Genomic DNA, 19,917 nt, shown 5'->3' with positions numbered 1-19,917 from the left:
TCGGAATAGTCTCCCCGCGGCAGCCGAGAATGGCCCCGTTCCGGCCCGTGACGACTGGCTGGGCAGACGCGGAGTCGGGGTCTGGAGTGGGTTGCTTGCCAGTGTCCTTCGGGGCCCGCAGCAGCCCGTTCCAGCCACCGCTATACACCGCCTGACCTGGCCTTTTGTCATTCTCGCTCCTATGGTCGGCATCGGTCGAAAGGGGGCCGGATGGACCGGACCGTACGCACCGTCGAGGACGTTCTCGCGCTCTTGGACGGTCTCTTCGCATCTGAGTCCGAGGCCGGCCGCCTGGCGACGGGCGACGGTATGGGCTTCTGGGACCGCTTCTATGCCGACCGCTCAAGGCCGGTCCCTTTCTTCGTGTCGAAACCGGACGAGAACCTGGCTGCCTACCTCGACCAGGGCCTGATCGCTCCCGGCCGGGCCCTGGACCTGGGATGCGGGCCGGGCCGCAATGCCGTGTACCTCGCTGCGCACGGCTTCGAGGTGGACGCCGTCGACCTCTCCCCGGTGGCCGTCGCCTGGGGTGAGGACCGGGCTCACGGGGCCGGAGTCGACGTCCGCTTCCTGTGCGGCGACGCTTTCGCGCTCCCCGCCGCCGAGTTGAGCGGCCCATACGACCTGGTCGTCGACTCAGGCTGCTTCCACCATCTGCCGCCGCACCGCCGGGTCAGCTACCTGGCCCTCCTCGACCGGGTCCTCGCCCCTGGCGGCCATCTCGCGCTCACCAGCTTCGCCGCCGGCGAGGGAGGAGCAGGGTCGGAACTCACGGACGCTGGCCTCTACCGCGAACGCGAGTTGCAGGGCGGCCTCGCCTACACCCCCGAATCGCTGCGCTGGATCTTCTTCGATCTGGTGGAAGTGGACCTGCGCCGCATGCGAGAGGAGCCCCCTGAGTCAGAGCTGTTCGGCGTGACCTTCCAGTGGACTGCGTTGTTCCGTCGGGATGCGACTCTTACGGCTTCAGGCGACGTTTGCCCTGCTCACGACCGAGCGTAGGCCCTCGTCCCGGGCGTGGTTGTTTCGCCAGATGATGGAGCGGCGGATCATGCTGCCCCGCTCTTTGTGGCTGGCGTGGTCAGTGCCGTCGACAGTGAAGTAGCGCAGGGCCGTGAACTGGGCCTCGATCCGGTTCAGCCACGAGGAGTTGGTCGGCGTGTAGGCGATCTCGACGTTGTTCGCCTCGGCCCAGTTGGCGACCCGGCGGCACCGATTGGTGGTCAGGTGCGGCGAGTAGTTGTCGCACACGCTCGCGATGCGCTTCCCGACGGGGTGCAGAGAGCGCAGACAGCGGCAGAACTCCAGGAGATTGAAGCGGTTCTTGGTCTTCTTGATGTGCCCGTAGAGCTGGTCCCTGCCCAGGTCGTAGGCGGCGAACAGATGACGGACGCCGTGCGGGCGGTTGTAGGTCGCCCGACGGCGTGGCCGTGGTTCGCGGTCGGGGTCCTTGTGCTTGCCGCCGCGCTCGGCCCACTGGCGTCCGGGGTGGGGCTGGAGGTTGTGCCCTGCGCGGACAGCAGCACCATCTGGGCCCGGCGCCAGGTCACCACGGAACCGGTGCCCCGGCGGATGATCCGCGGCAACCTCTGGCCCCCATCGTCGTCGATCTCCCGCACCCTCACCCGTTCAGCCACCAGGACAGGGCCACAACGCGCCGACCACCTCGCCAAGCGCATCCCGCGGCCGGCCCGGCACAAGCTGTCCGCCGGACAGGGAGCCAAAGGTCACCGCTGGTACGACTGGACGTACCTCGCCCTGGCCGCACCCGGCCTGGCGGGTCATCAGTACCTGTTGATCCGCCGCAACCGCCGCACCGGAGAGCGTGCCTACTACCGCTGCTACGCACCCCGACCGGTCCCGCTGCTCACCCTGGTCAAGATCCACGGGGGCCCAGGCCGGTCTCGTGACCCTGGACGAGCTCGTCGTGCACGGGTGGGACCTCGCGCGCCACCGGACAGGCGTACGAGGTGGACGAGCACACGCTGCGTGTGCTCCACACGTTCCTCGCGGCGGCCGTGGACGACGAGAGCGCGGAGGGCATTGTCGGGCCCGTCGTCGCCGTCCGGGATGACGTGCCGCTGCTGGAGAGAGTGGTGGCCTTGACGGGGCGTGACCCGCAGTGGAGGCCGCCGGGCGCGGGAGTGGCCAGGGGCGCGGCCTCGGAGGCGTGAACGAGGCCGCGTGCGCGGTGCGGTGAGCGCGGGGGAGTGCGGGGCGGCAGGGCGGAGTCGGGGGCGTACGGGGGGTTTATCGACACGTCGTCATACTTGCGGGGGAAACCACCCGTCAGGAGGGGTTCACTCCAGATGCGTTGGGCAACTCTGGATCCGCGACGTCGTACAGCGAGACCGCTTCGCAGTCGGCCAACTGCTGGCGGTGCAAAGGCACTTACGGTGCAGGGCGCTCTCGTGGCGCACTCACGGTTCCTGGAGGATTGAACATGGCACGCATCCGTACCGCCCGCGTCATCGCGGCCGCCGCCGCCCTTCCGTTCGCCGTCGCCGTCATGTCCGGTGTGGCGTACGCGGACAACGGCTCCCTCGCGGACGACGGATCGAATTCCAACGCGAGCTCCAGCTCGCAGGTGCAGGGCGCCGTGGGCGACGGCAACAACACCAACAACGCCAACAACGCCACCGTCAACGGCAACGGTGCGGACGTGGACCAGACCAACGTGACGCACAACGAGACCACCACCGTCGTCTTCCACAACCTGTGGTGACCGACTGAGCGCCCTGCCGGTCTGACAGGCCGGGCGTTCATGGGGATGGGCTGAGGCCGCGCGTCCGCGAACCTGATCGCGGGCGCGCGGTCGTGTGTGCGGGCGGACGGTTGACACCGGACGCGTTCCTGACGGACAGTCAGAAAATGCGACTCGCCCCGACCGATCGCCACCGCGCGCTCCGCGCCGAGTTGCGCGCCTACTTCCGCGCGTTACGCCCGCCGGACGGCAGCGAGGCCCCGCAGCGCGCCCTGCTGCGCCGGATCGGGGCCGACGGGCTGCTCGGCCTCGGCTGGCCCGTCGAGTACGGCGGCCAGGGGCGGGGCCCGGACGAACAGTTCATATTCTTCGACGAGGCCAACCGTGCGGGGGCGCCCGTCTCGATGGTCACCCTCAACACCGTCGGCCCGACGCTGATGAAGAACGGCACAGAGGAGCAGAAGGCGTTCTTCCTGCCCCGCGTCCTCAGCGGCGAGATCGTCTTCGCCATCGGCTACACGGAGCCGGAGGCGGGCACGGACCTCGCCTCGCTGCGCACCCGGGCGGTGCGCGCGGCCGACGGCGGCTGGCGCGTCGACGGGGCGAAGACGTTCACCAGCAACGCCCAGCAGGCCGACTGGATCTGGCTGGCCTGCCGCACGGATCCGGAGGCGCCCAAGCACAAGGGCATCTCGATCCTCCTCGTGCCGACCGACGCGCCCGGGTTCTCGTGGACGCCCATCGAGACGGTCGGCGGTCTGACGACCACGGCGACCTACTACGACGGTGTCCGGCTGCCTGACGGCGCCCTCGTCGGCGAGGAGAACGGCGGCTGGGGCCTGATCACCAACCAGCTCAACCACGAACGGGTGGCGCTCGCCGCGCTCGGCATGCAGGCCGAGGACCACTACCACGCCGTGCTCGCACACGTACGCGAGACCGGTCTGATCGGCGAACCCTGGGTGCGGGCGCGGCTCGCGGAGGCGCACGCACGCCTCGCGGCCACCCGGTTGCTCAACTGGCGGCTCGTCCAGGACGTCGGGGCGGGCACGCTCACCCCCGGCGACGCCAGCGGGGTGAAGGTCGCGGGCACGGAGAGCACCGTCGCGGTCCACGCGCTGTGCCAGGAGGTGCTGGGCGGGGCCGGGACGGTGCGCGCCGGCTCGCCGGGAGCCTTCGGGGACGGCGAGGTCGAACGGATGAACAGAGCCGCGCAGATCAACACCTTCGGTGGCGGGGTGAGCGAGGTCCAGCGGGAGATCGTCGCGACGATGCGGCTCGGGATGGTCAGGAGGCGGCGATGAGCGGCACGGACGGGTCCACGTCCGAGGGCACGTCCCGTGCCGGGGCCGGGCGCACGTCCGGGCCCACGTCGGGTCCCACGCCCGGGTCCGGCTCCGCAGCGGGGGCGGGGTCCGCCTCCCCCGGGAGCCGTGACGCGCTGTACGACCTGCTGCGCGGCTACGAGGGCCGCCCTGCCGGAGCGTCGGCGCGGGGCCGCGACCCGGTGAACACACCGATGATCCGGCACTGGTGCGAGGTGCTGGGCCACCCGGTGCCGCCCGACGGTTCGGCACCGGCGACGATGCTCCAGGTCTGGACGATGGCCGGGCTCGCGGGGCGGGAAGGCCGCACGGGGGCGTACGACGAGCTGCTGGGCGCGCTGGACGGCGCCGGCTTCACCTCCGTGGTCGCGACCGACTGCGAACAGGAGTACGCGCAGCCGTTGCGCCCCGGCGACGAGATCACGTTCGACGCGCTGATCGAGTCGGTCTCCGCGCGCAAGACGACCAAGCTGGGCACCGGCTATTTCGTGACGACCCGCATGGACGTGCGCGTCGGCGGCGCGACGGCGGGGACCCACCGCTTCCGCATCCTCAAATACCGCCCGGGTGCGCCTGCCCCGGGAAGCTCCCCTTCGACCCCTTCGGAGAGGGCCCCTTCGGAGAGGGCCCCTTCGGAGAGGGCCCCTTCGGAGAGCGCCCCCTCGGAGAGGGCCCCCTCGGAGCGGTCACCGTCCCACAAGCCCCGCCGTCCGCGTCCCGTCGTCAACCGGGACAACGCCGGCTTCTGGGAGGGCGTGGCCGCGCACGAACTGCTCTTCCAGCGCTGCGACGCCTGCGCGGCACCGCGCTTCCCGTGGCTGCCGGGCTGCAACGCCTGCGGTTCGCCGCGCTGGTCGGCGGTCGAGTCGGCCGGGCACGGCACCGTCTACTCGTACGTCGTCATGCACCACCCGCCCTTCCCCGCGTTCGACCCGCCGTACGCGGTGGTGCTCGTGGAGCTGGCCGAAGGGTTCCGGATCGTCAGCAACCTCCTCGGAGTCCCCTGCGACGAGGTGCGCATCGGGATGCCGGTCGAGCTGGAGTTCCTCTGGGCGGACGACGCGCTCGAACTGCCCGTCTTCCGTGCGGCACCTGAACAGGCGGCCACCTGATGGACTTCCGCCCCACCGAGGAGCAGACGGCGGCACGCGACCTGGCGGCCGGCATCATCGACGACCTGGCCACGCACGAGCGCCTCACCGCGCTCGGCACCGGCACCGATCCCGTGCTGTGGAAGACGCTGAGCGGCGCGGGCCTGCTCGCCGCGGTGGAGGAGATCGGTCTGGTGGGCCTGGCGCTCGTCCTGGAGGAGCAGGGCAGGCGCACGGCACAGATCCCGCTGGCGGCCACCTGCGCGTTCGGACTGCTGCCCGTCGCGGCGTACGGCACGGACGCACAGCGCGCCCGCCTGCTGCCCGGACTGCGGGACGGCACGGCGGTGGCGACCGGCGCGCTGCCCTCTTTCCTGGGGGCCTCGTCCACGGGGGCGTCGCTGTCAGGGGCCTTGTCGCCGGGCGCCCCGTGCGCGCGGGCGGGGCGGAGTGCGGAAGAGGCCCCCGCGCCGAGGGCCGAGACGAGCGGGCGGCTGTCGGGGGTGATGCCGGTCGTTCCCTGGCTGCGTACCGCCACCCATGTGCTGGTGCCCGTACGGCAGGACTCCGTCGGCGCGCCGCGCCTCTTCCTCGTCCCGACGGACCAGCCAACGGTCGACGTCGCGACGGTCGAGACGACGGCACCGTGGGCGGCGGGACGGCTGGAGCTGTCCGGCGCCCTAGGAGAGCCGCTCGAGGGCGGTCGGGGCGTCCGGCACGGTGGCGTGTACGAGGGGACGCTCGGGGCGGCCCGTACGGTCTTCGCGGCGCTCCAGGCGGGCGTGTGCGCCGGGTCGCTGGCGCACGCGGTGGCGCACACCTCGCAACGCGAACAGTTCGGCCGCCCCCTGTCGGCCAACCAGGCGGTGCAACTGCGTGCCGCCGACGCGCACCTGGACATCGAGGCGATCCGCGTCACCTGTCTGGAGGCGGCCTGGCGGTACGACGCGGGTCTGCCCGCGCACACGCAGGCGCTGAGCGCCGCCTGGTGGGCCGCCGAGGCGGGCCGCAGGGTCGTCCACACCGGGCAGCACCTGCACGGTGGCGTCGGCGCGGACGTCACCCACCCCGTGCACCGGCACTTCCTGTGGGGCCGCCAACTGAACGCCTTTCTCGGCTCCCCCGGGGCGCTGCTGGCCGAGCTAGGAGAGGCACTGGCGGTCCCCGCCAGGGACGCCGAATGGAAGGAGGAGAGGTGAACCCTCACGCAGGCGAACCGCTGCCGCCGCTGGAGATACCGGTGACCCGCACACTCATCGTCTCCGGCGCGCTGGCCTCACGCGACTTCCAGGACGTCCACCACGACGCCGAGGCCGCCAGGGAGAAGGGCTCTCCCGACATCTTCATGAACATCCTGACCACGAACGGTCTGGTGGGCCGCTATGTCACCGGCTGGGCGGGCCCGCACGCCGCCTTGCGCAAGGTCGCCGTCCGGCTGGGCGTCCCCGCCTACCCGGGCGACACCCTCGCACTGTCCGGACGTGTCACCGCAGTCACCTATGAGGCACCGGAAGCCCCCGGCGGGGAGTCGGCCACCGTCGAGGTCGCCGTACGGGGAGCGGGCCGGCTCGGCGACCACGTCACCGGCACGGTCACCGTCACCCTCCGCACGGCGGCCGGCCAGGAGGGCGCCTCCCCGGGCGAGGAAAGGGGCGCCGCTCCAGCCGACCGGAAGGACGCCTCCTGATGAGCCTGCACGCGGCCGACGCGCTCGGCGGACGAGCGGCCGTCGCCGGCATCGGCGCGACCCCGTTCACCAAGGAGTCGGGGGACAGCGAACTCGCCCTCGCGGTGGAGGCCGTGCGCGCCGCGCTGGACGACGCGGGACTGACTCCGGGCGACGTCGACGGCATGGTCACCTTCACGATGGACACCAGCCCGGAGATCACCGTCGCACAGGCGGCCGGTATCGGAGAGCTGTCGTTCTTCTCGCGGGTGCACTACGGCGGAGGCGCCGCCTGCGCCACGGTCCAGCAGGCGGCGCTCGCGGTCGCCTGCGGACTGGCCGAGACGGTGGTGTGCTACCGCGCGTTCAACGAGCGCTCCGGACGGCGTTTCGGCGCCGGTGTGCAGCAGCGTGAACCCTCGGCCGAGGGCGCGGCGCTGGGCTGGTCGCTGCCCTTCGGGCTGCTGACGCCCGCCTCCTGGGTCGCCATGGCGGCGCAGCGCTACCTGCACACCTACGGGCTCACTCCGGAGGCCTTCGGGCACGTCGCCGTGGTGGACCGCAAGTACGCCGCCACCAACCCCGCCGCCTACTTCCACGGCAAACCCCTCACCCTGGCGCAGCACGCCGCCTCGCGCTGGATCGTCGAGCCGCTGCGGCTGCTGGACTGCTGCCAGGAGACGGACGGCGGGCAGGCCCTGGTGATCACCTCACCGGAGCGGGCGCGCGGGCTGCGGCACCGTCCCGCACTGATCGCGGCCGCGGCCCAGGGGGCGGGACGCGGGCAGGAACAGATGACCAGTTTCTACCGTGACGAGCTGACAGGGCTCCCCGAGATGGGCGTCGTGGCGCGTCAGCTGTGGCGCACCAGCGGGCTGGGTCCCGCCGAGATGGACGTGGCGGTGCTCTACGACCACTTCACGCCCTTCGTGCTCATGCAGCTGGAGGAGTTCGGTTTCTGCGGGCGCGGGGAGGGCGCCGCCTTCGTCGCCGAGGAGGCACTGCCCCTCAACACGCACGGCGGCCAACTGGGCGAGGCGTATCTGCACGGCATGAACGGCATCGCCGAGGCCGTGCGGCAGCTCCGCGGGACATCCGTCAACCAGGTTGACGGATGCGAGCGGGTGCTGGTGACGGCGGGCACGGGCGTTCCCACCTCCGGGCTGGTGCTGACCCGGTAGGTGGCGGAACCGGCGGGCAGACGGCTGAATCCCCGCGTCCTGCGGGCGCGCCTGTCCGGCCCGCCGCGGCGGGGCTCGTTCACTCGCCCCATGGCGACGACAAATCCGATGATGCGACGAGTGGCTCTCCTTTCGGCCGGGCTCGCCGCCGCGCTGACCAGCGGCGTGCTCCCGGCCGCCGGTGCGGAGCCCGTCCCGACCGACCCCGCACCGTCCGGCCCCACCGCGAGCCGGCGCCCCGTGGCCCCGCCCCCCGACCCCGGTGGCGCGCCCCCGGGATCCGGTACACCCACCGCGCCCGAGGGCACGGCGGAGACCCCAGCGCCGCCCGGCACGGAGGGGACCACCGCGCCGCCTGATACGGAAGAGACCGCCGTGCCGCCCGCGGACCCGAACGATCCCAGGACCTCACAGGACCAGGGCGGCCCCAGAACGGCGCTGACCGACCCCGCCGCGCCCGACGCACCCGCCGACCCGAACGCGCCGGGCGCCCCCGGCGTACCGGCCGACCAGCCGTCACTGGTGACGGGTGACCCGCGCGACTTCGGCGCGCAGATCTTCCAGGGTGACGCCTTCGACACCTGCCAGGCACCGTCCGCCGCCACCATGCGCGCGTGGAAGGGGCCCTCCCCGTTCGGGGCCGTCGGCGTCTACATCGGCGGACGCGCCCGTGCCTGCCCGAAACAGAAGCACCTGAGCGCCGGCTGGGTCACCGAGGTCGACAAGCAGGGCTGGAAACTGCTGCCCGTCTACGTCGGTTCGCAGGCGCCCTGCGTGATCGCGAAGAACAAGCAGAAGTTCCGCATGGACATCAAGGACCCCTACGGGCTGGGCCGGCAGGAGGGGCAGGACGCGGTGCGCAGGGCGCAGCAGTTCGGCATGGTCAAGAACAGCGCCCTCTACCTCGACATGGAGGCCTACCGCTACAAGGAGAAGAGCTGTGCCGACACCACCCTGCGCTTCATCCAGGGCTGGAACAGCGCGGTACGCGCCCAGGGGTACGTCGCCGGCTTCTACAGCAGCGCCGACTACGGCGTCGCGCACCTGGAGAAGGCCCGCGCAGCGGGAGCGCGCGGGCTGCCCACGGCCGTGTGGTTCGCGCGCTGGCACGTGCCCGCCTCGGTGGACAAGGAGCGCAATCTGAACCCGAAGGCGTGGCAGCCGCACCGCCGCATCCACCAGCACACGGGCAACGTGAAGCGCACGTACGGAGGGCACACGGTGACCGTCGACCACAACCTGGTGGACGCGCCCGTCGCCGTCGTCGGATGAGGGGCGGCACCGGGACGCGGGGGGCGTCCCCGAGGCGCCCCTGATCCCGTCGGCGGACGCTCTCCACCTTCAGGAGGTGTAGATACCACCACCCCTACACCCTGAGGCGGACGCGGCTTCGCGACCTTGGGGCGATCCCGGGAGAGCGGGCTGCTCCTAGCGTGGATGCCATGACCACGCCTGGGACAGTTCGGACTCCCCGGACCACCTCCACGACGCACGCGGGGTCCCCTGCGATGCCGCCAGGCTCCGGGGGATCACCACTCACCTTCACCTCGTACGTGCGGGCCCGCGGCCCGGTGCTGCTGCGCACCGCCCGGTCCCTGACGGCCAACCCCAGCGACGCCGAGGACCTGCTCCAGACGGCGCTCGCCAAGACCTACCTGGCCTGGGACCGGATAGCCGACCATCGTGCGCTGGACGGCTACGTCCGCAGGGCGCTGGTCAACACGCGCACCTCCCAGTGGCGCAGGCGCAAGGTGGACGAGTTCTCCTGCGACGAGCTGCCCGAGCCCGATCCGCTGCCCCAACCCGACCCGGCCGAACAGCAGGCCGTACGGGACGCCATGTGGCGGGCCGTGCTCAAGCTGCCGGCGCGGCAGCGCGCCATGGTGGTGCTGCGCTACTACGAGGACCTGAGCGAGATACGGACGGCCGAGGTGCTCGGCGTCTCCGTCGGCACGGTCAAGAGCGCCGTCTCCCGTGCCCTGGCCAAGCTGAGGGAGGACCCGCAGCTCGCCGCGGACATCCGGGCGGAGAGCCATGCCGAACGCCCGGCGCGCGGGAAGCCCGCGGGGGCGCGCGAGGCGGAGGTGCCGCCCGCCCGCGGGCCGCACGCAGGCGGGCCCCGTCCGCTGACGGACGGCGCGCTCGGAGAGGCACCCCTGGCAGCCTGAGCAGCGCGACCCCGTGACATACCGCGCGGTCGGTGGCAGGCTTCCGCGGAACCAGCGCATTACTCGCACGTAAGCGCCGTCGGGCGGCGTGCGCGGCATGCGCTCGCTCCGCGTAACCGCCGTACCTCGGGAGGCCCCGGTGCTGAGCACGATGCAGGACGACGTACCGCTGACCATCTCGCGCATCCTGCGCCACGGAACGACCGTCCACGGTGACGCGCGGATCACCACCTGGACCGGTGACGCGGAACCGCACCGCACGACGTTCCGCGCGACCGGCGAACGCGCCGCGCAGCTCGCGCACGCCCTGCGGGACGAGCTGGGGGTCCGCCCCGAGGACCGGGTCGCGACACTCATGTGGAACAACAGCGCCCACGTGGAGACCTACTTCGCCATCCCCTCCATGGCGGCGGTGCTGCACACCCTCAACCTGCGCCTGCCCCCCGAGCAGCTGGTCTTCATCGCCAACCACGCGGCCGACCGCGTCATCCTGGTCAACGGAACCCTGCTGCCCCTGCTCGCGCCGCTGCTCCCCCAGCTGGAGACGGTGGAACACCTGGTCGTCGTCGGGCCGGGCGACACCTCCGTACTGGAGGGCTGCGCACCCCGCGTCCACGACTACGAACAGCTGCTGGCCGGGCGGCCCACCAGCTACGACTGGCCCGACATCGACGAGCGCACGGCGGCCGCCATGTGCTACACCTCCGGAACGACCGGGGACCCCAAGGGCGTCGTCTACTCGCACCGCTCGGTCTACCTGCACTCCATGCAGGTCAACATGGCCGAATCCATGGGCCTGACCACCGCGGACACCACGCTGCCGGTGGTGCCCATGTTCCACGTGAACGCCTGGGGCCTGCCGCACGCCGTCTTCATGACGGGGGTCGGCCTGCTGCTGCCCGACCGGTTCCTGCAACCCGGACCGCTCGCCGAGATGATCGCGGCCGAGCGGCCCACGCACGCCGCGGCGGTGCCCGTCATCTGGCAGGGCCTGCTGAGCGAACTGGCCGCCACACCACGCGACATCTCCTCCCTCAAGACGGTCACCATCGGCGGCTCCGCCTGTCCGCCCAGCACGATGCGGGCGTTCGAGGAGCTGCACGGTGTACGGGTCTGCCACGCCTGGGGCATGACCGAGACCTCACCGCTCGGCAGCCTGGCCCATCCGCCCGGCGGCCTCAGCCCGCAGGACGAGTGGCCCTACCGGGTCACCCAGGGCCGGTTCCCCGCGGGCGTGGAGGCCAGGCTGGCCGCGCCCGGCGGCGGGTTCGCGCCCTGGAACGGCGCGTCGCCCGGTGAACTGGAGGTGCGCGGCCCGTGGATCGCCGACGCCTACTTCGGGGGCGTCGACGAGCCGCCGCTGCGCCCCGCGGAGAAGTTCAGCCCCGACGGCTGGCTGCGCACCGGCGATGTCGGCGTCATCAGCCCGGACGGCTACCTGACACTCACCGACCGCGCCAAGGACGTCATCAAGTCCGGCGGCGAGTGGATCTCCTCCGTCGAGTACGTAACCTTGACTCACCATGAGCAGAGAACACGCCGACGCGGGCATACCCGCCACCTTCCGGGCCCCCCGGACCGCCACCACCGCACCCACGCCGCTTCCCCCGGGTTGGGAGACCGCACACCGGTTCATCTACCCACCCGCTAGCGGCCCCGCCGCGAACTGGCCCCGGGCAGTCATCTACGCCCGTCAGTCAAAGCTAAACGAAGACGGCTCGAACGCCTCACCGCAGATGCAGAAGACCGCCGGTGAGGGTCTGTGCCAGGCACGGCAGTACAACCCGGTTGCGTGCTTCACGGACGCCGGTAGTTCCGGGTGGGACCCCCGCACCATCCGTGAGGGCTTTAACGAACTCATGGAATGGGTGCGCGCCCGCAAGTGCGATGTGGTCGTGATCTTCGCCCTTTCCCGCCTTACTCGGCAGGGTGCATTGGACGCACTCGAAATTGAAGCCGAAATGCGGAAGCACGGCGTAACCCTCGTCAGCGTTCAGGAACCGTACCTTGATACGTCCGACGCTATTGGAATCGGCATTTTCGCAATCATTGCCGGTCTCGCTAAGCAGGAAAGCGACAACAAGTCTGCATTCATTCTCAATTCGCGTGATCTCGCGCGGCAGGCAGGCGGACACCTTTCCGGCCCCCCGCCTTTCGGAATGCGGAGCACAAAGGCCAAGACGCCGGATGGGGTCGCATGGGTCAAGCTCGTGCCGGAAGACGAGTTCGGCTATCGGGAGTGGACCGAAGCGGACACCGTGCGCCGCATGGTGGACATGGCCATTGGTGACCCGGCAAGAGACGTTGCCGGGAAGACGACAGGGCAGATTGCGGAATGGCTGAACGCTGAGGGCGTACCGGCCCCCTCGTTGCGCGCCACGCACAAGGGCAGGAAGTACAGCGGCCTTAAGCACCAAGACGTTGAGGCAGCACCGCCGCATTGGTCCATCACTCAGGTTCACCGGGTGCTGAGGGACCCGCGCATTGCGGGTATCGCTGCCGACAAGACCGGTAGCTACACGTTCGAGATGCGACGGGACGAGGCAGGCAACCCCATGCACGTTCACAAGGGCATCATCACGCCCGCCAAGTGGTACGTGCTGCAAGAGGCGCTAGGGGCGTCCGCACGGCGCACCAAGCGCCGGGGCGGGGCAGCTATGACCCTGGTCACCGGATGGGGCTTTGCCGAGTGTGAGTGTGAGGCGCACATGACGTACACGGGGGAAGCTAAGGACTCGTACCGCTGTAGCCGTTCCGCCACGGCCCGAAAGGTCATGGGGACCGGGCACCGGGCGAACTCCATCAAGGCCAGTGAGGTTGACGCCTACGTGACAGAACGAGTCTTCGCACGGATGCTCAACCTTGACCACGAAGACGCCGACGATCTCACGCTTATGAGAGAGGTTGCGCGACGGTTCGCCGCACAGACCGACACGAGCGCCACCGCCAACGAACTTGCGGAGTACAAGGCTCAGTTGAAGCACACGGAACAGAGCCTCAAGGATCTCTACGAAGAGCGCGGGCTCTACAAGGGCAAGGACGGCAAGACGGCATGGCGGAACGCTGTCTCAACGATGCTCGCCACTCAGGCCCGGTGCCATGACGAGATTGAGCGCCTTGAGGCAGAGCAGACAGAACGAATCGTGTTGCCCATTGACGAGTGGTACGCCGCTGAGAGCAACGACCCCACCGGCCCCGGGTCCCCGTGGTCCACGTGGGGAATCATCAAGCGCCGTGAGTTCCTGGCCTTGTGGCTGGACGGCATCACGGTCACTCAGCCGGAAGACGCCCGTACGCGGCTGCCCGTGGAAGAGCGGGTCACGCTGAGGTGGGCACAACCGGCCACGGAAGACGAGGCAGACGACGAGGCAGACGAGGAACTGACGGCCGAAGCGGCTAGGGCGGTCGCTGAGACCGTCTAAGGGCCCGTGTAGCGCCTTGAGGGGCCCCGGTGAGGCAATGCCCGCCGGGGCTCTCTCGTGCCCGTAGAGACGCGCTGAGGGGCGCGTCTTTTTCTTTACCCCAATAGTTGCCTTAGGCAACCGTCACCTACGGTCCGGGACTCAGCGGTTTTCAGCGGGTGGGGTGAGCGCAAGCGATTCCAGTTCACTCTAAGTGTTCACCAGTCACACAGAGTCCCCAAAAGTGGTATTAGCAGTGACGGAGTGACGAAATGACGAGTACCCGTGTTCCACCTATACATACTCTCTAAAGCTCTCTGTGGCAGGGATGCCAAACCCCCCGTCATCACGTCACTTCGTCACCTCGTCACCCGGCGGGAATCCCTTCCCCTCTAGGGCACGGTTATTGGAATCCCTTCCGCTCTAGTACATGTAGGGAAGGGGTTTCCGCGCACCCCTCAAACTCAGGCGGACCGCGAACCCTTCCCTACGGCCCCGGCTCACTCTCTCCGGTCGGGGCCCTTGCCCTCTTGGCTCAGCTTGGCCTAGAGCGCCCGATTGTCAGTCGGGAGACCACCGGTTCAAATCCGGTAGGGGGCGCGTAGGCGACCGACAATAGGCCGTGACTGGCCGACGATAAGTCACCTTGGGTGAAACCGGCCCCCACTGCCCGACTAGTCATCGGGTAAGCGGGCGGCGAGTAGCCCTCAATGATTCGGTAGCTCAGTTGGTAGAGCGTCGGACTCTTAATCCGATGTGCGTAGGTTCGAGTCCTACCCGAATCACCGGACGCTCACCCGGCGGTGGTGGCACGGTATGTGTCCCCGGTGAGCGTCCCGCCATGACTAGTAGCTCAGTCGGCAGAGCAGCGGATTGTTAATCCGTGGGTCGTTGGTTCGAATCCAACCTAGTCAGCTTCCTAGGTGCGTAGCTCAGTGGTAGAGCGGCGGTCTCCAAAACCGCTTACGGGGGTTCGATTCCTCCCGCATCTGCTTTGCCCGCTTGGTGAAAGGGTAGACACGGCGCGTTTAGGGCGCGTTGCCGTAAGGCGTGGGGGTTCGAATCCCTCAGCGGGTACACATCGCACCTACTCAAGTAGTAGGTGCTCATGGCTAGTTGGGGGTTTGAGTGCGTCACTGTTTCGAGTGCTCAGCACCGGCCACCCATAAGGGCCGCTGTAAGGCGCACCACGAGGCGTACGAGAACCGGGCTTCCGTCCGTGCTCGTCGCAAGCGCCGTGCGGTCATCGCTGAGGGCAACAACGCTGCGGCCCTACTGCGCAAGGAAGTTCGGGCCCATCTGCGGAAGCACGGATACGTTACGTGCGCTTCCTGCCCGGGTCACTTCCTGCCGTCGCATGTGGACGTAGACCACATCATCCCGCTTGCCAAGGGTGGACAGGACATAGCGTCCAACGTTCAGGTTCTTTGCAAGCCGTGCCACAAGGTCAAGACCGCTCTTGACTTCGGTCACCTCCCGTTCTAAGGGGGGTCACTTTCTGATACCCCCCTATGTGCCCGCTGAGCCGGGGCTAGTGGGGGTCATGGGGGGCGTTGTGGGGGCATGGGCGGGCAGTACCCGTAAGGACCGGCTACCGGCTGACTGGCGTACCCGTAGGGCCCATGTGTTGGCTCGTGATCGGTATGTGTGCCAGTGGGTACGGGTGGACACGGGGGCTCTCTGTGCGCTGCCTGCCACTGACGTTGACCACATTGAGCCCGGCGACAATCACGCGACTGAGAACCTGCAAGCTCTCTGCCGATTCCATCACGCAAGGAAGAGCGCGCGTGAAGGTGCAACAGCTACACACAAGAGCCGTCCGAAGAGAGAGCGCGAAGCGTCTTCGCTTGGTTCGATGCGACAAGCGATGCTTGATCATCAACGACGAGACGACGACGAAGAGCAGTGACTCAGTGTGCGCGTGCTCGCGCTCGTCGTGACTCAGGGTGGGGAGGGACCCCCACCCCGCTAGCACCCGAGCCGGGGGCCAATAGCAGCCTTACCGGTGTACGGGTCTGAGACTTTCGGCCATAGAGACCAGAGACCGCGCGCACACGCGCGCACGCATGGGGGGTGACGCGCCGTGGCAGGGTTCGGCCCACCTCCTAAGGACAACGCGCGCCGCCGGAACGCCGACACGTTCGGCGCTGAGCCCGGGGCCGTGCCGCTGGATGCTGCGGAAGCGCCGCAACTTCCCACGCCCAAGCGATGGTTGAAGCTCACGCGTGAGTGGTGGCAGACGTGGGCGGATAGCTCACAGTCCGCGCATTTCACGGCCACGGATTGGCAGCGCCTACTAGCTTTGCTGCCCCTCGTGGACAGCTACCACCGGCTTACGGTCTCCGCGAATGCGGAAGACACGCGCAAGATGCGCGCTGCGCTGGAAATCATCAAGGAGATTCGACAGAACGAGTCTCTACTAGGGGCAACGCACGTGGACCGGCTACGGGGCCGGATGACTTCCACGGGCCCCGGTAAGCCCGCTGACGGGCCTACCGCGCCGGTTCTCGACTTGAGCGCGTATAAGGAGATGTTCACCGCCGAAGGGGGTTGATTGTGCAAACTGGCAATCTCCCCAACGGGTGGCCGGAACGAACCCTTGGTTGGCACATTTTGGCGTGGACCACACGCTATATCCGTCAGCCGGACGGGCCGAACGCTGGTGAGCCTTTCGTGTTCACCCGCGAACAAGTCCGCTTCCTGCTTTGGTTCTATGCGCTGGACGAAAACAACAAGTTCGTCTACCGCATGGGCGTACTGCGCCGGTCCAAGGGTTGGGGTAAGTCCCCGCTACTTGGTGCGTTCGCGCTAATTGAGTTCATCGGCCCGTGTGTCGTGGACGAGAACGGCCCGGGTGTCCGGGACCCGTTCGGGCAGTGGCACCCCTCAGGTAAGCGCCGTAATGCGCCGTGGGTCCAAATGGCTGCCGTCTCGTATCAGCAGGTTATGAACACCATGGACCCGGTGCGCGGAATGCTCGCTGAGGGTCCGGCCGTTGCTGATTTCGCGCTTGACCCCGGCAAGACCCTGATTCAGTTTCAACACGGAATTGGGAAGATTGAGCCGGTTACCGCTTCGTCGGCTTCCCTTGAGGGGGCCCGACCGAATTTCGTGGTGGGCGACGAAATCCACCATTGGTTGTACTCGCAGGGTGGGCAAAAGATGATTCAGGTCATCAAGCGAAACCTTGCGAAGGTTGGCGGTCGCGCTGTCCTCACGACGAACGCGCATGACCCGTCCGAAGAGACCGTTGGACGCGCTGAGTACGAGGCGTATCTAGCGCGTAAGGCGGACGGGGGTCTAGATGACGTTCTGTACGACTGTGTAGAGGCTCCGGCGGAGTCTTGGGCCCCTGAGGACCCGGACGCCGTGCGAGACGGTCTGAGAGCCGCCTACGGCGATTCGACGTGGGTTGACCTAGACCGACTGCTAGCCGAGATTTACGACCCCACGGCGGACGCTCAGGAAAAGCGCCGGTTCTACATGAATCAGGTTGTTGCCTCGTCGGATGCGTGGCTTGAGCCGCTGGACGTTGACGCCGCTTCCGTTCCCGTTGAGGGTCCGGACGATGGCGGAATGGTCACTCTCGGCTTTGATGGCTCGCGCGGGCATGACGCTACGGCGCTCGTGGCTTGTGAGCTGAACACCGGCCATTGTTGGCCTCTTGGCATCTGGCAAAAGCCGGACGGCCCGGAGGGTCTTGGTTGGGAGGTTGACCGGGAAGCCGTTGACACTGCCGTCCGTTCCGCTTTCGAGCGGTGGGACGTGGTGGGGTTCTTCGCTGACTTGGCTTTCTTTGAGGGCTACGTTGACCGATGGGCCGAAGACTTCCGGGAAACGCTCTTCGTTAAGGCTGCCCCCGGGCATTCCGTCGCTTTCGATATGCGACGCAGAACGAAGGATTTTACGGCTGCCGCTGAATCGACGGTTGCAGCGTTTGAGGATCGGTCCATATCTGTTGCCGCTGACGCGCGACTACTGACGCACCTTAAGAACGCACGGCGTAGGCCGAACGCGTTTGGTGTCTCGTTCGGTAAGGAAAGCCGCGAGTCTGAACGCAAGGTTGATGCCGCCGCCGCTCTCGTATTGGCGCGTGAAGCACGCCGAAAGGCCATTGAGGCGGGCGTGTTTGAGCGGCGCGTGAAGCCCGGAGACGCGACCGTTTACGGGTTCTAGCGCCTACTCAAGTAGTAGGTGGTCCGGGCGGAAGGGGTGTACCACATGTCAGATGCCCGGGAACTACTGCTCACGGGCCTAGCGAAGCGCAAGCGGGAAATGCCCGAACTTATTCGGGTGGACAAGTACATGCGTGGCGTTCAGGACATGCCTTATATGCCTAAGAAGGCTGAGGCGGAGTTCCGAACCCTCGTCGCGCGCTCGCTTGAGAACTGGCTACCGCTCATTGTCGGGGTGGTGGCTCAGAACCTCAGGGTTGAGGGTTACCGGTCCGCCGATAACCCGGACGACGTTGCCCCGTGGGGTTACTGGGATGCCAACCAAATGGACTCCCGGCAAAACGCCGTTCACCGGTCCGCGCTGACTTTCGGCGTGGGATACGTTGCCGCGCTTCCGGGGGACAACGGTCCGGCTATCCGGCCCATGTCTCCGCTGTCCGTTACGGGCATGTCGGAAGAGCTTGACGCGGAATGGCTTGATGCCGCTATCCGATTTCTTGGCAACGTCAAGGGTGAGAACGGGGCCAAGCTAGAGCGGTGGGAAGTTTGGGACGCTGAGACCGTCTCGGAAATCCTCGTCCCTGAGGGCGAGTACGAGCGGGCGGATAAGTGGCGGGTGGTCCGTGAGGACTACCACGGCGCTTCCCGCTGTCCGGTGGTCCCGTTCCGGAATCGTTGGGCTGACGCACCTGACACTAGGCCACATGAGCTTGGTGAGGTTTCGCCTCTCATCCCGATTCAGGACCGGCTTAACGAGACCACGCTAAACATGAAGATTGCTGAGTCTTACTCAGCATTCCGGCAGCGTTGGGCTTCCGGTATCGCGATTCCGCGTGACCCGAAGACCGGACTTCCTATCGAGACTTTCCGCGCGGCCGTTGACCGCATGTGGATGGTTGAGAACAAGGACGTTAAGTTCGGGGAGTTCGGCCAGACGGACCTAAGCGGGTATTTGTCTTCCCGTGAGGCCGCTATCAAGAGCATGAGTGCAATTGCTCAGGTCCCCCCGCATTACCTACTCGGCGGAATGGTCAACATTTCGGCGGACGCTCTTACGGCTGCCGAATCGGGCCTAGCCCGGAAGGTGCACGAGCGGCAAACCATGTTCGGTGAGGCGTGGGAACAGGTGCTACGACTTGCCGCCGAGATTGACGGCAAGTCGGCGTCCGTGGAAGACACTTCGGCTCGCATCATTTGGCATGACGCCGAAGCGCGTTCGCTGTCTCAGACCGTTGATGCTCTCGGCAAGCTCTCTCAGATGCTCGGCGTTCCTGCTGAGGCTCTTTGGGAGCGGGTTCCGGGTGTCACCTCGTTTGATGTGGCCGCATGGCGTACGGCCAAGGAAAGCAAGGCAACTGTGGACCTTGTGGCGCAGCTCATGACCGGGCAGCACACTTCGGACAATGTGCCGGACGACGAGGGGGCCCCCGTTGGCGGTGAGTGACCTAGGTACGGCACTCACCGAAGCGCACGGGCGGGCTCAAAAGGCCGTAACGGGTAGGGCTCTTAAGGAACTTGAGCGCGCGTGGTCGGCGGTTGATCCTGCCGACCCCGTTTCGTTGCTCCGGTACGCGGAGTCAGCGGAACGGATTGTTTCCCGTGCCCATGGGGCGTCCGCCCGTGCCGCACTGAGCTACCTATCCCGGTTCCGCAAGGCAGAGTTGAACGCGCTTGGGCTCGTCGCTGACGGGCTCTCCGTGTCGCTCCCAAATGCCCTTGCGTCGGGGGAGGTTGACGCGCTCGTGAAGCAGTACGGGCAAGGGTTCGTTGCTCGTCTCATCAACAGTGGGGCGAGCGCCGAAGAGGCAAAGAGGCTTGCCCTTGCCCGTCAGTTGGGCGGTGCCGTTGACCTTGTTCTATCGGGTGGCCGAAAGGTCATTGATGACGGGATCACGAGGGACCGCCGCTGTATCGGGTGGCGTCGCGTTGCTTCCGGTAGTTGCTGCTCTTTCTGCGCCATGCTCGCGAGTCGTGGCGCTGTCTACAAGGACCAAAAGTCCGCCCTAGGTACCCGCAAGGGAAACGGACGAGGCGGACGCGGTGCCGGTGTCCATCGGGCGTGTCAGTGCCGTATGGAACCGGTCTACTCGCGCAAGTCCAAGCCCACCCCCAACGAAGCGCGATACGAGCGCATGTGGCGTGAATCCGGGGGAGACCCTTTGGAGTTCCGCCGGATGGTTGAGGGCCGGGCGTGACCCGCACCTAC

Annotated in this window: 16 protein-coding genes, 5 tRNA genes and 2 pseudogenes; 22 read left to right on the top strand and 1 reads right to left on the bottom strand. The window is 67.9% G+C overall.

All coding sequences use genetic code 11. The annotated features are described in order from the left end of the window. The first annotated feature begins 210 nt into the window (after positions 1-210). Positions 211-1,002 (top strand): class I SAM-dependent methyltransferase, encoded by a 792-nt coding sequence (locus tag DQ392_RS18230; protein ID WP_114016699.1) that lies wholly within the window; start codon positions 211-213, stop codon positions 1,000-1,002. On the opposite strand, the pseudogene DQ392_RS35980 reads toward DQ392_RS18230, so the two are convergent. Continuing rightward, a pseudogene (locus DQ392_RS35980) lies at positions 967-1,503 on the bottom strand (transposase); the annotation flags it as partial. The gene DQ392_RS18230 and the pseudogene DQ392_RS35980 sit on opposite strands and share 36 nt — an antisense overlap. Before the next feature lie 467 nt (positions 1,504-1,970). On the opposite strand from DQ392_RS35980, the gene DQ392_RS18220 reads away from it, so the two are divergent. From DQ392_RS18220 to DQ392_RS36385, 21 genes and pseudogenes are all read left to right on the top strand, one after another. After that, positions 1,971-2,174 (top strand): hypothetical protein, encoded by a 204-nt coding sequence (locus DQ392_RS18220; protein ID WP_114016698.1) that lies wholly within the window; start codon positions 1,971-1,973, stop codon positions 2,172-2,174. Positions 2,175-2,443: 269 nt separating this feature from the next. Then, the gene (locus DQ392_RS18215) at positions 2,444-2,725 is read left to right on the top strand and encodes a hypothetical protein (RefSeq protein WP_114016697.1); all 282 of its coding nucleotides are present in this window, start codon (positions 2,444-2,446) and stop codon (positions 2,723-2,725) included. Between the two features lie 146 nt (positions 2,726-2,871). After that, positions 2,872-4,008: an acyl-CoA dehydrogenase family protein gene (locus DQ392_RS18210; protein ID WP_114016696.1), complete on the top strand. Its 1,137-nt coding sequence runs from the start codon at positions 2,872-2,874 to the stop codon at positions 4,006-4,008. Beyond that, positions 4,005-5,141 (top strand): Zn-ribbon domain-containing OB-fold protein, encoded by a 1,137-nt coding sequence (locus DQ392_RS18205; protein ID WP_114016695.1) that lies wholly within the window; start codon positions 4,005-4,007, stop codon positions 5,139-5,141. The genes DQ392_RS18210 and DQ392_RS18205 overlap by 4 nt, the downstream gene beginning before the upstream one ends. After that, positions 5,141-6,319 (top strand): acyl-CoA dehydrogenase family protein, encoded by a 1,179-nt coding sequence (locus DQ392_RS18200; RefSeq protein WP_114016694.1) that lies wholly within the window; start codon positions 5,141-5,143, stop codon positions 6,317-6,319. Before DQ392_RS18205 ends, DQ392_RS18200 begins: the two co-directional genes overlap by 1 nt. Next, positions 6,316-6,807 carry a MaoC family dehydratase gene (locus DQ392_RS18195; RefSeq protein WP_425470550.1) on the top strand — a complete coding sequence of 164 codons (492 nt, stop codon included), beginning with the start codon at positions 6,316-6,318 and terminating at the stop codon, positions 6,805-6,807. The genes DQ392_RS18200 and DQ392_RS18195 overlap by 4 nt, the downstream gene beginning before the upstream one ends. After that, positions 6,807-7,967 (top strand): lipid-transfer protein, encoded by a 1,161-nt coding sequence (locus tag DQ392_RS18190; RefSeq protein ID WP_114016692.1) that lies wholly within the window; start codon positions 6,807-6,809, stop codon positions 7,965-7,967. Before DQ392_RS18195 ends, DQ392_RS18190 begins: the two co-directional genes overlap by 1 nt. Before the next feature lie 90 nt (positions 7,968-8,057). Further along, on the top strand, positions 8,058-9,239 hold the full coding sequence (locus DQ392_RS18185; protein ID WP_245981628.1) for a DUF1906 domain-containing protein: 1,182 nt from the start codon (positions 8,058-8,060) through the stop codon (positions 9,237-9,239). Between the two features lie 170 nt (positions 9,240-9,409). Beyond that, positions 9,410-9,976 (top strand): annotated as a pseudogene (locus DQ392_RS18180) (SigE family RNA polymerase sigma factor); the annotation flags it as partial. A 298-nt stretch (positions 9,977-10,274) separates the two neighbouring features. Beyond that, positions 10,275-11,786, top strand: a complete 1,512-nt coding sequence (locus DQ392_RS18175; protein WP_245981626.1) for a long-chain-fatty-acid--CoA ligase — start codon at positions 10,275-10,277, stop codon at positions 11,784-11,786. Further along, positions 11,686-13,557, top strand: a complete 1,872-nt coding sequence (locus DQ392_RS18170; RefSeq protein ID WP_281273012.1) for a recombinase family protein — start codon at positions 11,686-11,688, stop codon at positions 13,555-13,557. The genes DQ392_RS18175 and DQ392_RS18170 overlap by 101 nt, the downstream gene beginning before the upstream one ends. 503 nt (positions 13,558-14,060) lie before the next feature. After that, positions 14,061-14,136 (top strand) — tRNA-Asp (locus DQ392_RS18165). A gap of 112 nt (positions 14,137-14,248) precedes the next feature. Further along, positions 14,249-14,321: transfer RNA gene (locus DQ392_RS18160), tRNA-Lys, on the top strand. A 57-nt stretch (positions 14,322-14,378) separates the two neighbouring features. After that, positions 14,379-14,451, top strand: a tRNA-Asn gene (locus DQ392_RS18155). Positions 14,452-14,457: 6 nt separating this feature from the next. Continuing rightward, a tRNA-Trp gene (locus DQ392_RS18150) sits at positions 14,458-14,528 on the top strand. 4 nt (positions 14,529-14,532) lie between these two features. After that, positions 14,533-14,613, top strand: a tRNA-Leu gene (locus DQ392_RS18145). Positions 14,614-14,664: 51 nt separating this feature from the next. Continuing rightward, positions 14,665-15,021, top strand: coding sequence for an HNH endonuclease (locus DQ392_RS35975; RefSeq protein WP_114016689.1), 357 nt, complete (start codon positions 14,665-14,667; stop codon positions 15,019-15,021). A gap of 598 nt (positions 15,022-15,619) precedes the next feature. Then, a complete protein-coding gene (locus tag DQ392_RS36390; RefSeq protein WP_457487725.1) occupies positions 15,620-16,090 on the top strand; it encodes a phage terminase small subunit in 471 nt (156 codons plus the stop codon). A 119-nt stretch (positions 16,091-16,209) separates the two neighbouring features. Then, on the top strand, positions 16,210-17,712 hold the full coding sequence (locus DQ392_RS18125; RefSeq protein WP_114016687.1) for a terminase: 1,503 nt from the start codon (positions 16,210-16,212) through the stop codon (positions 17,710-17,712). 45 nt (positions 17,713-17,757) lie between these two features. Beyond that, positions 17,758-19,155 carry a phage portal protein gene (locus tag DQ392_RS18120; RefSeq protein WP_147266547.1) on the top strand — a complete coding sequence of 466 codons (1,398 nt, stop codon included), beginning with the start codon at positions 17,758-17,760 and terminating at the stop codon, positions 19,153-19,155. Next, a complete protein-coding gene (locus tag DQ392_RS36385; protein WP_484421983.1) occupies positions 19,115-19,906 on the top strand; it encodes a VG15 protein in 792 nt (263 codons plus the stop codon). Before DQ392_RS18120 ends, DQ392_RS36385 begins: the two co-directional genes overlap by 41 nt. The last annotated feature ends 11 nt before the right edge of the window (positions 19,907-19,917 follow it).

Source organism: Streptomyces reniochalinae, from assembly GCF_003323735.1.
Taxonomy (GTDB): Bacteria; Actinomycetota; Actinomycetes; order Streptomycetales; family Streptomycetaceae; genus Streptomyces; species Streptomyces reniochalinae.
Note: the sequence above shows the minus strand (reverse complement) of the source record. Positions and strands in the feature narration are given on the sequence as shown.